This window comes from Cobetia marina (genome assembly GCF_001720485.1).
In the GTDB taxonomy this organism is placed as follows: Bacteria; Pseudomonadota; Gammaproteobacteria; order Pseudomonadales; family Halomonadaceae; genus Cobetia; species Cobetia marina.
Map to the genome: position 1 here is coordinate 3825745 of NZ_CP017114.1, position 14225 is coordinate 3839969.

Here is a 14225-nt window from a genome sequence, read left to right on the forward strand (position 1 = left end):
CGCCCACACAGCGGGCCGCCCAGCATGCGCTGGCGGTGGCTGTGAGCTGGTTCATACCACGTCAAGAGCGGAGGAAGCATGAGCGCACTGGTTGGTGTCATCATGGGATCAAAATCGGATTGGGCGACCATGTGCCATACGGTCGAGACCCTGGAAGCCCTGGGGATCGAACACGAGGTCAAGGTCGTCTCTGCCCATCGCACGCCTGACCTGCTGTTCGATTATGCCGACACCGCTGCGGAGCGTGGTCTCGAGGTCATCATCGCCGGAGCCGGTGGCGCCGCCCACCTGCCGGGCATGTGTGCCGCCAAGACCTGGCTGCCGGTGCTGGGCGTGCCGGTGCAGTCCAGCATGCTGTCTGGCGTCGACTCTCTGCTCTCCATCGTGCAGATGCCCGCCGGCATCCCCACCGGCACCCTGGCCATCGGTCGTGCCGGTGCCGTGAATGCGGCGCTGCTGGCTGCCAGCCAGCTGGCCAACAAGTATCCGGCCATCCGCACGGCGCTCATCAACTTCCGCGCCGAGCAGACCGACCGCGTGCTGGACAATCCGGACCCGCGTCCCGATGCTCCCAGCCTGTCGCATGGAGGCCAGTGAATCATGAGCGAGCCGATCCGCTTCGGTATCGTCGGTGGTGGTCAGCTGGGTCGCATGCTGGCTCAGGCTGGTGCCGCCCTCAATGCCCGCTTCACCTTTCTTGATCCCGCCGACTCGCCCTGTGGCCGCGTGCATGGCCATCATCTGCGCGCCGACTGGCAGGATGACGCCGCTCTGACACAGCTGGTGGCGGCCTCCGATGCCATCACCTTCGAGTTCGAGAACGTGCCCGCCGACGCCGTCGAGCGCCTGGCGGCAGAGCGTCCGACCTATCCCCCGGCCGGCGCGCTGGATACCGCACGGGATCGCTGGAACGAGAAGTCGCTGTTCATGCGTCTGGGCATCGAGGTGCCGCCGCTGGCGCTGGTCGACAGCCAGGCCGATCTGGAAAGCGCGGTGGCCACCATCGGCCTGCCTGCCGTCCTCAAGACACGTACGCTGGGCTATGACGGCAAGGGTCAGAAGGTGCTGCGCGAGATGACGGACGTGGCCGACACCTTCGCCGAACTCGGCAGCGTGCCGCTGATTCTCGAAGGCTTCATCGCCTTCGATCACGAGGTCTCGGTGATCGCGGTACGCGGTCGTGACGGTGAGACACGCGCCTGGCCGCTCTCCCGCAATGAGCACCGCAGCGGCATCCTGCACTGCGCCACACCGCTGGCCGCGCATGACCTGCAGGCCGAGGCCGAAGCGGCTGCCTTCAAGGTGATGCACGAACTCGACTACGTGGGCGTGATGGCCTTCGAGTTCTTCGTGGTCAAGGAAGCGGACGGCAGCGAGCGCCTGCTGGCCAACGAGATCGCCCCGCGCGTGCACAACTCCGGTCACTGGAGCATCGAGGGCGCGGTCACCAGCCAGTTCGAGAACCATCTGCGCGCCGTCGCCGGCCTGCCGCTGGGCGAGACAGCCCTGCTGGCCCCCTGCGCGATGCTCAACATCATCGGGCGCATGCCAGAGCGCGATGCCGTGCTGGCCATTCCCGGTGCTCGCCTGCATGACTACGGCAAGGCACCGCGAGCCGGCCGCAAGATCGGTCACATCACGGTGCTGGCCGCCGACCAGGCCAGTCTCGACGCGCGCATCGCAGCCGTCGAGGCGCTGCTGGTCAATGACCTGGGCAAGTAAGCCGGTTCTGCGCCACTGAAGACAAAACGCCCCCGCTGCCGATGGCAGCGGGGGCGTTTTCGTTCCTGTCACGACCTGGAAAGCCGCGCCTGGAATCAGTCGATCTCGTGATGGATCTGCTTCTGCAGGTAGAGCTCGATACCGACCTTCTCGATCAGACCCAGCTCGGTCTCCAGGTGATCGATATGCTCTTCCTCGTCGTCGAGGATCTTGCGGAACAGATCACGTGAGGTGTAATCGCGGACCTGCTCGGCATAGGCGATCGCTTCTTTCAGATCACCATGTGCCTGGTGCTCCAGCGCCAGATCGCACTCGAGCATTTCCTTGGTGTTCTCGCCGATACGCAGCTTGCCGAGGTCCTGCAGGTTGGGCAGGCCTTCCATGAACAGGATGCGCTCGATCAGGGTGTCCGCATGACGCATCTCTTCGATGGACTCGTCATATTCCCACTTGGCCAGGCGCTTGAGCCCCCAGTCCTTGTACATGCGCGCATGCAGGAAGTACTGATTGATGGCTACCAGCTCGTTGCCCAGTATGGTGTTGAGATGCTCGATGATCTTGGGATCGCCTTTCATGTCGCCATTCCTCTCTTGTCCGGTGCGGTCTCGTTGTGGTCGGCGACCGGCATGCATGCCGGTGTCAGGGGCCGTCGGGGGTGAGGCGTATCAGGCACTCGCCCCGCTTCGTCAGGTCCGGCAAGTATGGCGCAAAACCATGAATTTTTCGAGACATGACAACAAGTTATCGACTTTTAGGCGCAAATGGGAAAGATTGGTATCCGCGTTGTCATATGCAGACGGACACCGAGGTGAGCCCACAAGCGATGAAAGTCCGGGAGAGGAAAGCACGAGAAAGGAAAGTGCGAGAGAGGATAGCTGGAAAGATGAGCTCTCCCGGCAAGGAGCGGCATGCGAAAACGCCAGAGGCCCGATCATGTGATCGGGCCTCTGGCGTTTGAATGACATGGACTCGTGGCGCTGAGCTGCATCGACAGGGCAATCCTGGCCAGGAGAGGCAAGCCCCCCCTGACATCAGACCGCGTAGGCGAGATCGTCAGCCGGCATCATTTCGCGTGCCACGGCTTCACGGGTGATCGTCTTGGCCATGCAGGCACATTTTCCACATTGGGTCGCACACCCGGTCTGCTCGCGGACCTCACGGAAGCTGCGCGCCCCCTGCTCCACGACTTCACGGATCTTGTGGTCTGATACACCCTTGCACAGACAGACGTACATGGCTCACCTCGCTCACTCCAAGTGAGACAAATGTAAATGATTCGCAGAAAGATGCGCAACACCTGACTGCAAAAAATTCTCATTTGCATGACATATCAACCACTTGCATTACCCCGTCTTCCACCGTCAGCGCCATGAATTGCTGCTGCGGGATGTGAACGTCCGACCAGAGCCGCGTGACGGTTCTCGACCCGCCGTTCTCCCCACTTTCTCCCCGCTTTCCTCAACCCGCTTTCCTCAACCCGCTTTCCTCAACCCGCTGTTCTCAAACCATTGCTCTCAAATCCACTGCTCTCAAATCCGTTGCATCGATGAAAGCGCCCACCGTATAAAGAAGGGAGTCACCTGCCTAAGGCAGGGGTTGCGATTTGGGACAGGGACGCTAAGATGTATAACGTTTTATTATGCAGACAAGAATCAAGTCGCAACAAAAAATAATGAGCCATCGACATCCAATGGTTCAGGCAGGTCACTCGCCTCCTGCTAGCGTCACTTCGCCAGAACGCTGCCGTTCATGACGATGACCCACACGCAGCAAGGCGACGGCAAATGACTGCCACGACCTGCCAGGCAATCAGGAAAAGCACATGAACAGGACACTGCAAGAGATTCCGTCGACGCCCTCCATCCTGACTCGGCCCATCGGCATGCCGATGATGGGCGACATGATGATGCCGTGACCGGCCCGAATCCGTCTGCTGTCCGTTCGTTTCGCCTACTGCCAAACTGCAAGGAGTCCTGACCCAATGTCCGCATCCATCGCTACCGCCGAACATCACGCCGCCTCCCACCTGCCGCTCAATCTCGACGCCGTTCGCGATGCCGGCAGCTGCTTCGGGGACCATCACCGCCTGCCGCTCAATCCGCTGCTGCGCAATCTCTATCGCGAGGCGCGTCGCGAAGGCCTGGTGGACGAGAGCTGCAACGCACGTGAGTTGATGAGTCACATCGCACTGCCGCACGATCACGTCGTCACCCAGGAAATCTCCGATCGCGTCTGGCGCTACAACGTCGGTTACGCCAACAGTGAAAGCAGTGCCGAACAGGGCGACCTGAATGCTGCACTGGACTCGCTCAACGAGCGTACCCTCGATGAGCCACTGCCGGGCGCGCTGCATCGCCTTACCGAGGCCTGGCTGTACCTGCCCGGCGAGCTGGAAAGTCCGCGTCAGGCCAGCGCCGACGTCCTGTGGCTGGACAAGCAGGGCCGTGCCCGCTATCGCCTGGATCAGGCCCGTCACTGGTTCGCCACCCTGCGTGACGAAGCCGTCGAAGTGGACGACTGGCTGGCATGGCGCCTGACCCACCTGCCGCTGACCAGCGCACCGGTGCTGGACACGGTCAGTGCCTTCACACGCCTGGCCCGCCTCGACCACGACGGTCAGCGCCCCATCGGCCAGCTGCCCTTCGTGCGCTATCGTGATGGCGTGCGCTTCGAGGGCATGGGCAACGCGGTACTCGACCTGCCACGTGAGCTGCCGGAAACCGCGGCACAGGAAGACAGCCTGGTCGTGTCACGCGCCACGGTCGACCGCATCATCACGCGCCTCGATGGCCTGCTGGGCGTCTGATTCACGTCCTGCCCCCCTGACAAACACAACGCCCCGCCAGTCGATGACTGGCGGGGCGTTGTGTTTTCCGGCATTCGGCATGCCTTTCACGGCGATTCCTGCACGCCGCCCTTGCACGACACCCGCAAGGCGGCGCCTACCGGGCCGTCACTCTCGGCTGGGCCTCGGCACCACCACCACGCGCGTGCCTGAGGCGATGTCGTGCCAGCTGCGGTGTTCAGGGTCCCATAGCTGCCAGAGATACCCCAGTCCACCGCATCCCAGCGAGAGACCGGCAACCAGAAAACGCAGCAGACACTGAGGCAGTGTCGGTGCGCAGCCTTCCGGCGTCTGCAGCCTCAGCCGCCAGGCCTGCATGCCCAACGTCATGCCACTTCGACTCCAGAAGTAGGCAAAGAAGGCGAACACCGCCACCAGCAGAAGCGAGCGGAACAATGGCGACTGATTGGCCTCTCCGCCATTCGCGGCCACCCCCACGAACCCCAGCACGATCAACAGCGCCACTACCAGAAAGGTGTCATACACCAATCCGCCCAGACGCCGCATCAGCCCGGCTGGGCGCACGCCCTGCTGCGCGAAGCAGCGCCGGGCCACCGGGCACCGTGCCCTAGCCACTGCGACGAATCAGCAGCAGGCCGATCACGTAACAGGCGATCGTGGGGGCCAGTACTGCCCAGATGGGCGCGAACCCGAAGACCACCGAGGCCGGCGCCAGCAGGTCCTGCAGGTATTTGAACAGCAGACCGACGATGATCCCGTAGAACACGCGCGTCCCGGCTGCCACGGTGCGCAACGGCCCGAACACGAAGGACGCTGCCACCAGCACCAGCGCTGCCAGCGTCAGCGGTTGCAGGATCTTCTGCCAGAAGTACAGCAATGGCTGGTTGGCGGACAGACCCTGCCCCTTCAGATAGCTGGCGTAGCGCCACAGATCAGAGGCGGATTGCTGCTTGGGTTCGGTGATCACCAGCTTGAGCAGGTCCGGCGTCAATCGGGTATCCCACTGGCGTGAGTCCTGCTGCTCGACACGCGTGGAGGCCACCTCGCCGCCTTCACGCTCGAAGACCGTGGTTTCCACCGCCTCCAGCGTCCAATGGTCGTCCTCCCAGACAGCACGCCGGGCGTACATGGCCTGCTTGAGCTCCTGATCATCATCGAATTGATAGCGGGTCACGTTGAGCACCACATCATCACTGCGGATCGAACCGAAGCGATAGAAGTTGTTGCCCTCACGCTGCCAGCCACCGCCTTCGGCATAGACGGCACCCGCCCCCTGCTGCTTCTCGGCGCGCCAGGCATCGGCCTGCATCTCGGTGACAGGCGCCACGTACTCTCCCACGGCCATGGTGATGGCGATCACCAGCCCGAGCGGCTTCATCACGCCCCACAGGATGCGCGTCAAGGAGCGGCCCGCCGCACGCATGATGGTCAGCTCATTGCTGGATGCCATGCTGCCCAGGCCGATCAAGGCCCCCAGCAGCACCCCTACCGGCACGAATTCGTAGAAACGTGACGGTAGCCTCATCAACAGGTAGAGCAAGACCTCAAGGGCACCGTAATCCCCCTCGACATCGCCCAGGTCATTGATATAGGTGATCATCAGGTCAAGCCCGAGGATCAGTACCTGTACCACCAGCATGGCCAGCAGCACGTTGCGCGCGATGTAACGGTCGAGACGATCAAGCAGCATCAGCGGCCACCTCCGCGGTTGTCGCGCCAGCTCAGCCAGAGGCCAAGCGCCAGATAGACGCCGTGAATGGGCCACAGGCCGATCGCGGCCGGATATTTGCCGGACGCGACGGCATTCTGAGCCGCGATCAGCAAGCTGAGGTAGGTGATATGCACGAAGATGGCCGGCAACAGACGCGCGAAGCGGCCCTGGCGCGGATTGACGCGTGCCAGTGGCAGACCGATCAGCATCAGGATCGGCACCATCAACGGCAGAGAGATACGCCATTGCAGCTGGGCCTGGGCTTCGGGCGTCTGCGTGGCCAACAGCTCTCGGGTGGAGACGAGTTCGATGTCATCCTTGAGGCTTGCCTCGCTCTGCCCCTCGCTGACCCGCACCGCATAACGCTCGAAGCCCAGTCGCTGTGAAGCCGACTTGCCCGGCTCCACCGCGTAGCGTGAGCCATCCGCCAGCACCAGATAGCGACTGCCGGTCTCCTCGCTGACGTCCTGGAAGGCGCGCTCGGCGCGCACCACCGACTGACTCGGTTCGCTGTCATCGCGGCGGGTGGCCCCGTCATTGCCACGCTCGGCGATGAAGACGTGCTTCAGTTCGCTGTTGTCGTCACTCATGCTCTCGGCATAGACGGTGCGATCGCCGATTTGCTGAAAACGTCCCGCGCCCAGCACCGAGAAGTCGGTCTTCTGCTTCTGAAGCTCCAGCAACATCTCGTTCTTCAGCGCGCCAGCCGGCGTCAGGTAGAGGCTGCAGGCCGCCACCAGAGCCGTGATCAGCAGTGCCGGCAGCAAGGTGACGCGCAGCAGACGCTCCGGGCCGACACCGCAGGCCACCAGCACGGTGATCTCACTGTTCATGTACAGCTGACCGAAGGCCAGCAGCACGGCCAGGAAGAAGGACAGCGGCAACAGCAGCTCGAAGAACCCCGGCAGGTGATAGAGCATCAGGCTGCCGAGAATCGAGGCCGGGAAGTCCCCCTCTGCCGCGTCACTGAAATAGCGGATGAATCGGCTGCCCATGATGACAAGCATCAACACCCCGGCCACCGCGGCCATGGTGGTGAGAATCTCGCGTGTCAGGTAGCGGAAGATGATCAAATGAAACTCCTGTTTCCCACTCGCAATCGAGCGTGTTGACCAGAACGATGATAGCCGGTGAAGACACGATACGGGACACATGAAGATGCACCATCCCTCATGCATGCCGAACCGCCTTTGCGTACACTGGGCATCCGGCCTGCGCTTGCGCCTCGGCCCGGTGCGATCGAGTGTCGATGACACTGGGCGTGCCGAGCCCCGCAAGGGCATGCTCGAGCATTATCCAGAAAGCATGCAGCCTTGTCGCGGCCATGCCTTGCGACAGACACATGATCTTCCGCATGATGGACGGCACCGGGAGATGCTTGCCATCAGCGGCCAGTGTCCCCATTCAAAGGTCATGCTCGGTCAGACACCGATGGACGGCAGAGCCTCTTCACATCCGCCCCTGCCGGACCTGGATGCCTGACCCCGGATATCGCGACACGCCCGACCCGCTTCGGTCTGACGCTATCCTCATTTTCGTATCCCCTACTCGCCCGCGTGGAGTTGTCATGGAATTTCCTGTTGTCACTGTCAATCCGGCCCAGCTAGAGACCGCCTGCCTGGTGGTTCCCGTCATTGAAGGCGAACTCGAAGGCGCCGCGGCACGTCTGGACGACGCCAGCGAGAAGCTGATTTCCCAGCTGATCGAACGCGGCGACTTCAAGGCCGAGCTGGGCAACACCCTGCTGCTGCCTTTCGCCCCGGGGCTCGGCGCACAGCGCCTGCTGCTGGCCGGGTTCGGCAAGGCCGAGAAACTCGACGAGAGCCGCTACAAGCGCGGACTGGACGCCGCCATGGCGGCACTGCTCAAGCTGCCGGTGGAAGACGCCGCCTTCGCGGGAGTCGGCCTCGATATCGAGCTGCGCGACGCCGCATGGAAGGCACGCATGATCGCCGAGAGCGCGCTGCGCAACGCCTACCGTTTCACCGAGATGAAGAGTCAGCCGGGCGAGCCTGCCTCTCTGACCCGTCTGAGCGTGGTAAGTGCCGACAAGAGTCAGCAGGCAGAACTGGAAGCGGGTCTGCGTATTGGCGCGGCCATCGGCGAAGGGGTCAACGAAGCCCGCACCTTGGGCAATCTGCCGGGCAACATCTGCACCCCGACCTATCTGGGCGAGCGTGCCGAGCAACTGGGCAGCACCTCCGAAGGCGCACTGAAGGTGACCGTGCTGGGTGAGGAAGAACTCGAGAAGCTTGGCGCCCTGTCACTGCTCTCGGTCGGCCGTGGCAGTGAAGAGCCGAGCCGTCTGATCGTGATGGAATACCGCGGCGCGGAAGACGAGAACGAGGCACCGCACGTGCTGGTCGGCAAGGGCATCACCTTCGATACCGGTGGCATCTCGCTGAAGCCGGGCGCCGGCATGGACGAGATGAAGTACGACATGGGCGGCGCGGCGAGCGTCTTCGGCACCATGCGCACCGTGCTGGCACTCAAGCCCAAGCTCAACGTGGTCGCCATCGTGGCCAGCGCCGAGAACATGCCGGACGGCCGTGCCACCAAGCCGGGCGACATCATCAAGACCCTGAAGGGCCTGACCGTCGAAGTCCTCAACACCGACGCCGAAGGCCGCCTGGTGCTGTGCGACGCCCTGACGTACGCCGAGCGCTTCGAGCCGGCCAGCGTCGTCGACATCGCCACCCTGACCGGCGCCTGCGTCATCGCGCTGGGCAATCACGCCACCGGCCTGATCTCCAACGATGATGACCTGGCGCTGGATCTGCTGGATGCCGGGGAAGAAGCCTGGGACCGCGCATGGCACATGCCGTTGTGGGACGAGTATCAGGCACAGCTGGATTCCAACTTCGCCGACATCGCCAACATCGGTGGCCGTGAAGCCGGCATGATCACCGCAGGTTGCTTCCTGTCCCGCTTCGCGGACACCTTCCCGTGGGCGCACCTGGACATCGCCGGCACCGCCTGGCAGTCCGGCAAGCAGAAAGGTGCCAGCGGCCGCCCGGTGGGCCTGCTGACCCAGTATCTGCTGGATCGCGAAGCGGAACTCAATGCCGCCCAGGAAGAGACGCTCTGAGGCTTCGCATGCTCTCGATGGCGTGCTAGCGTTGAGACACGCGGGTCGGCACGCCACTCGGCACCGCTGACCCCAGAGGTCCTATAAAAATGATTCGACCCCCGGCGTTTCGCGCCGGGGGTCTCGCTGCTACGGAGACACCCACGTGACCAAAGGCTTCGACGTCCGCGCGTCCACGCAACCGGCGGATGCTGCCATTCGCGACACCATCCTGGCCAATCCCGGCTTCGGCCGTCACTTCAGCGACCACATGGCACACGTCCGCTGGACCGCCGATGGCGGCTGGCACGGCCATGAAGTCCGCCCCTATGGCCCGCTGAGCCTCGACCCCGCCGCCTCGGTACTGCACTACGCCCAGGAAATCTTCGAAGGCATCAAGGCCTATCGTCATGAAGACGGCTCGGTGTGGACCTTCCGCCCCGAGAAGAACGCGGCACGCTTCCGCAACTCCGCCCGCCGCCTGGCACTGCCGGAGCTGTCCGACGAGGACTTCGTCGGCTCGCTCAAGGCCCTGCTCGCCCAGGACAGCGCCTGGGTACCGACCCCCGCCAGCGCCAGCGATGAGTGCAGCCTCTACCTGCGCCCGTTCATGATCGCCAGCGAAGCCTTCCTCGGTGTGCGTCCGTCGCGTGAAGTCGATTACTACGTGATCGCCTCGCCGGTGGCCGCCTACTTCAAGGGCGGCATCAAGCCGGTGTCCATCTGGCTGTCCTCGCATTACAACCGTGCGGCGGCCGGTGGCACCGGTTTTGCCAAGTGTGGCGGCAACTATGCCGGCTCCCTGGCGGCCCAGAGCGAAGCTACCGCCAATGGCTGCGATCAGGTCGTCTTCCTGGATGCCGCCGAGAACAAGTGGGTCGAGGAACTGGGTGGCATGAACCTGTTCTTCGTCTTCAAGGATGGTCGTCTGGTCACGCCGCGTCTGACCGGCACCATTCTGGAAGGTGTCACCCGTGACTCCATCCTGACCATGGCGGGTGATCTCGGCCTGACGCCGGAAGAGCGCCCGGTCAGCATCGACGAGTGGCGCGAAGGTATCGCCTCCGGCGAGATCACCGAGGTGTTCGCCTGCGGTACCGCCGCCGTCATCACCCCGGTGGGCGAGCTGGTCAGCGAAGACGCGCGTCTGGATCTGACCGCCAATGCCGGCGACGTGGCCATGCGTCTGCGTCGCCAGCTGCTGGACCTGCAATACGGTCGCGCCGAAGACACGCGTGGCTGGATGACCCGCCTGGCGTAAGCCCTGTGGCCCATGCCAGACGACAACATGAAGGCCCGCCTCGCAAGAGGCGGGCCTTCATGTTTGCAGACGCGAAGATATCGCGCTTTCCGATGCGTACCGAGTCCCTCCTGCATCGAAGCCACGTGGCGAGTGCGGTATCCTGAGCGCTCGCGAACTCTTGCCACGAGCGGTGCCCATGACCCAGATCGACTTCTACATCCTGCCCGATACCACGCTGGAAGCCCGGCTGGAATTCGCCTGCCGTCTGGCCGAGACCATCCATGCCAAGGGGTTCCGCCTGCACGTGCATGTCGAGGATGAGGCGATGGCGCGTCAGTTCGATGAGCACCTGTGGCAGTTCCGCCCCGAGAGCTTCGTACCCCATGCGCTGGATATCGATCTGGATCTCGCGGCGCGCGAAGCCGAACACGCCGATGACGTGCCACGTCCGCCCGTGACCATCGGTTGGCAGGACGCGCCGGCACCGGGCATCGAGGCACTGCTCAACCTGCACCCCGAGATCCCCGAGTGGTTCTCGCGTTTCGAGCGCGTCGCCGAGATCATCAACCAGCATCAGGATGTGCTGGTCACCAAGCGCGAATGCTGGCGTACCTACAAGTCACGCGGCTATGCGGTGCGTTCGCATCAGCTCAAGGGCGTGAGCTGACGCCGGCAGGTGCCGGTGGTGCTGTCAGCCGACTCAGCGCTCGCGTTCCTCGTCTTGCTCCCGAGCCTCGAGAAACTCGCGAAAACGCACGATCAGCCACTCGATCCAGTGCTCGACGTCCAGCATGCCGGGGGGACTCTCCCCCACCGCAAAGAATTCCGGCGGCAGGCCATCGGCTTCCGCACCCGTTCGCTCGCCGATACGCACAGCCCACAACGGCGCCTCACGCGGCAGACGCTGGATCTCGCTGAACAGCGACGCCACGCTCATGTCGGCGACGTCTCCGAAGATCACCATGCAGGGACTGACATCACGCACCAGGCGCAAGGCCTGAGCCGCGCTGCTGGCAGTGATGATGTCCAGATTGGCGACATGGCTGCCGATCACTTCCAGGCGCAGTCTGTCCTCCGCGCGCGTGCTGATCACCAGCCAGCGACACGCCACTGGCAGCGCCTGATCTGCCGACCATGCCGCCTTCACGACCTGTTCATGGGCACTGACATCCGCCAACGGCAGCCATACCCGGAAACAGGCCCCCTCGCCCAGTACGCTCTGCGCGGTGATCTCCCCCTGCATCCGCCGCGCCAGCTCACGCGACAGCGCAAGCCCGAGGCCCGTGCCCTCGATTCCCGAATCCTCGCGACCCAGACGCGAGAAAGGCTGGAACAGCTGAGCCGCCTGATTCGGGTCAAACCCGAAGCCACCATCCTCGACATCCACCCAGGCCATCTCCTGGCCGTGGGAGTCGATACCGCGCCCAAGAGCGAGACGTATCCAGCCGCCCGCGCGGTTGTACTTGATGGCATTCCCCATCAGGTTGCCGAGAATCTGGTCCAGACGACGGCGATCGGCATTCAGCCACAGCGACGCCTCTTCCAGCGCCAGTGACAGCGTCAGTTCCGCCTGGTCCAGCCGCGGCTGGTACTGACTGACGAGGCGAATCAGGTGCTGGCCGATCGACAGAGGCTGGCAATCGAGGGGCAGTTCTCCCGCTTCAAGGCTCGACATCTGCAGCACGTCCTCGATCAGCGCCGAGAGCTGGCTTGCCGCGTGGCCCGCTTCATCCACATAGCGACGCTGTTCGCGCGTCAGGGACGATTCGTCCGCCAGCAGGTCAGTGAAGCCCAGGATGGCATTGAGAGGCGTGCGGATCTCGTGACTGAAGCTCGAGAAGAACCGCGACTTGGACTGACTTGCCTCGGTGGCGCTGTCACGTGCCGCTTCCAGCACCTGCAGCGTCTGCTTGTGACGCTGGATGTCCAGCACCACCCCCGTGGCACGCAGCGGTCGTCCGTCACCATCGCGGCGGGTCACCTGACCTCGCACCTGCATCCACACCCAGCTGCCGTCGGCATGGCGGTAACGCACGTCACGCGCCTCGGCCCAGCTGTCGCCATGCAACACGCGCCAGCGGGATTCCAGCATCCCCGCCAGGTCCTCCGGGTGTGTCATGGCATCGAGATCGGCCAGATGCATGCTGGCCTGGATGGGGAGTCCCATCATCAGGAAGAAGTTCTCGTGGAAGTGGAGATCATCACGCTCGAAGTCATACCGCCAGGTCGCATCACCGGAGGCCGCCATCACCATCTCGACATGCCGGGCATCCTCGGCGCGTTCGAGCTCGATCTGATCACGCCGCAATGCGGCTTCCCGCAGGGCTTCCCCCGCCTGATCAAGCTCTTGCAAGGCAAAACGCTGACGCACCACCGGCTGTCCGCGACCGATGCGCAGCGCCATGTCACTCAAGCGTTCCAGGGCTTCGGAAAGCGTGGTGGCCATGGATTCCGCCCGCCAGCGCATCACCACCAGCAGGACCAGGAAGAAGGCGATCAGGCCGACCAGCATCACGTAACCCAACTGATTGAAGCGCGTATTCCAGTGCTGGATGCCGCTTTCCACCTGCTGCGGGTCCACCACGGCCAGCAGCCGCCAGTCCGTCCCCGCCACCGGATACCACGCCACCAGCCGCTCACCGGCGAGCAGCGGTATCTTGCGCATGCCATGGGGAGCATCATCGATACCATGCAGCAGGCGCACCATCTCCGGCGACTTGCTCTGATCACGTGCCGTTTCCAGGAAGCGATCATGCGTCAACGGGGTCGGCTCGATCCGCGGAGGGACATGCACCCCGAAATCCTTCTGACCGGCCTCGGGCATGGCCAGTACGCTGTTGCCACTCACCAGCACCAGATAGGCGTTCCAGGGAAGTCGCGTGCTCTCGAGATGCTTCGCCAGCGCATCGAGCGTGACATCGATACCGACGACCCCCTCAAGGAAGTCCCCACGATGCACCGGCATCAGGGTCGAGATCAGCCAGCCTCCCCCGACGGGGTCCTGATAGGCCGGCGTCACGACCGGCTCACGCGTGGGATTGTTGCGATCATCGGCCAGGTAATAGAAGCCGTAGCTGGTGAGATCCACCCCGGGGGTGAAGATGCCGTGGGTGTCGATCCACGGCTTGATACGGAAATAGCCGTCGTAGCTGGAGAACCACGCCTGACGCAGCTCGGGACGGATCTCGAGCATGTCCTGCATGACCGTATCCAGCCGCGACAGCCGTGCCACCTTGCCGTAGTCCTGCAGATAACTGGGGGCCAGCGACGAATAATAGGAGCCGGCCTCCCCGTCATCCTCGGCCACGTAGAGGGTGCCATCCTCACTGAAGACATGACGCGCCATCTCTCGGACACGCTCGCCCGGCGCGATGGGAGCATCCATCTCACGGAGTGCCGAGTGTGCCAGCTGCTGCACTTCCCTGCGCCAATCCTCCACCACCATGCCGGCATGCTCCGCCTCATAACGGCTCAGCTGCTCAAGCTGGGTGCGGATCAGGTCTTCACGGGTCGCTTCCTGCTGCTGCGCGACCAGCCAGTGCAAGCCCAGATAACCGCCCAGCAGCGCCACCTCCATCACCAGCAGTGGCACCAGTGCATGACGCAGCAGTTCATGCCAGACCCAGCGACGGGTCGGACGAGGTGCACCATCCGTGGGGCGAGGCTTGGACATTGC

Annotated in this window: 12 protein-coding genes; 6 read left to right on the plus strand and 6 right to left on the minus strand. The window is 63.6% G+C overall.

Features of this window, described 5'->3' with window-relative positions:
- Window positions 1-78 precede the first annotated feature (78 nt).
- Together purE and BFX80_RS16100 are read left to right on the plus strand one after the other, a co-directional pair.
- Window positions 79-597 (plus strand): 5-(carboxyamino)imidazole ribonucleotide mutase, encoded by a 519-nt coding sequence (gene purE, locus BFX80_RS16095; protein ID WP_077378762.1) that lies wholly within the window; start codon window positions 79-81, stop codon window positions 595-597.
- A 3-nt stretch (window positions 598-600) separates the two neighbouring features.
- Window positions 601-1722 carry a 5-(carboxyamino)imidazole ribonucleotide synthase gene (locus BFX80_RS16100; RefSeq protein ID WP_240499616.1) on the plus strand — a complete coding sequence of 374 codons (1122 nt, stop codon included), beginning with the start codon at window positions 601-603 and terminating at the stop codon, window positions 1720-1722.
- Between the two features lie 95 nt (window positions 1723-1817).
- On the opposite strand, the gene bfr is transcribed toward BFX80_RS16100, so the two are convergent.
- Both bfr and BFX80_RS16110 read right to left on the minus strand, forming a co-directional pair.
- A complete protein-coding gene (bfr, locus tag BFX80_RS16105) occupies window positions 1818-2297 on the minus strand; it encodes a bacterioferritin (RefSeq protein ID WP_077378759.1) in 480 nt (159 codons plus the stop codon).
- 456 nt (window positions 2298-2753) lie between these two features.
- Entirely contained in the window at window positions 2754-2957 is a 204-nt protein-coding gene (locus BFX80_RS16110) for a bacterioferritin-associated ferredoxin (RefSeq protein WP_077378756.1), read from the minus strand.
- A 746-nt stretch (window positions 2958-3703) separates the two neighbouring features.
- Here BFX80_RS16110 and BFX80_RS16115 point away from each other — a divergent pair.
- Window positions 3704-4528 carry a hypothetical protein gene (locus BFX80_RS16115; protein WP_077378753.1) on the plus strand — a complete coding sequence of 275 codons (825 nt, stop codon included), beginning with the start codon at window positions 3704-3706 and terminating at the stop codon, window positions 4526-4528.
- Between the two features lie 147 nt (window positions 4529-4675).
- On the opposite strand, the gene BFX80_RS16120 is transcribed toward BFX80_RS16115, so the two are convergent.
- Genes BFX80_RS16120 through lptF form a run of 3 tightly spaced genes read right to left on the minus strand, consistent with a single transcriptional unit; the run spans window position 4676 to window position 7312 of the window.
- On the minus strand, window positions 4676-5122 hold the full coding sequence (locus BFX80_RS16120; RefSeq protein WP_240499617.1) for an RDD family protein: 447 nt from the start codon (window positions 5120-5122) through the stop codon (window positions 4676-4678).
- Between the two features lie 13 nt (window positions 5123-5135).
- On the minus strand, window positions 5136-6218 hold the full coding sequence (lptG, locus tag BFX80_RS16125; RefSeq protein WP_077378750.1) for an LPS export ABC transporter permease LptG: 1083 nt from the start codon (window positions 6216-6218) through the stop codon (window positions 5136-5138).
- Window positions 6218-7312, minus strand: coding sequence for an LPS export ABC transporter permease LptF (gene lptF, locus BFX80_RS16130; protein WP_169477242.1), 1095 nt, complete (start codon window positions 7310-7312; stop codon window positions 6218-6220). Before lptF ends, lptG begins: the two co-directional genes overlap by 1 nt.
- Window positions 7313-7806: 494 nt before the next feature.
- Between lptF and BFX80_RS16140 the strand changes: the two genes are divergently transcribed.
- The 3 genes from BFX80_RS16140 (at window position 7807) to BFX80_RS16150 (ending at window position 11216) form a co-directional block, all read left to right on the plus strand.
- On the plus strand, window positions 7807-9327 hold the full coding sequence (locus tag BFX80_RS16140; RefSeq protein ID WP_084209422.1) for a leucyl aminopeptidase: 1521 nt from the start codon (window positions 7807-7809) through the stop codon (window positions 9325-9327).
- A 145-nt stretch (window positions 9328-9472) separates the two neighbouring features.
- Complete coding sequence (locus BFX80_RS16145; protein WP_084209423.1) at window positions 9473-10567, plus strand: branched-chain amino acid aminotransferase; 1095 nt, start codon at window positions 9473-9475, stop codon at window positions 10565-10567.
- 178 nt (window positions 10568-10745) lie between these two features.
- Window positions 10746-11216, plus strand: coding sequence for a DNA polymerase III subunit chi (locus BFX80_RS16150; protein ID WP_077378736.1), 471 nt, complete (start codon window positions 10746-10748; stop codon window positions 11214-11216).
- A gap of 33 nt (window positions 11217-11249) precedes the next feature.
- Here the strand turns inward: BFX80_RS16150 and BFX80_RS16155 are convergent, their stop codons facing one another.
- The gene (locus BFX80_RS16155; protein WP_084209424.1) at window positions 11250-14222 is read right to left on the minus strand and encodes an ATP-binding protein; all 2973 of its coding nucleotides are present in this window, start codon (window positions 14220-14222) and stop codon (window positions 11250-11252) included.
- Window positions 14223-14225 lie beyond the last annotated feature (3 nt).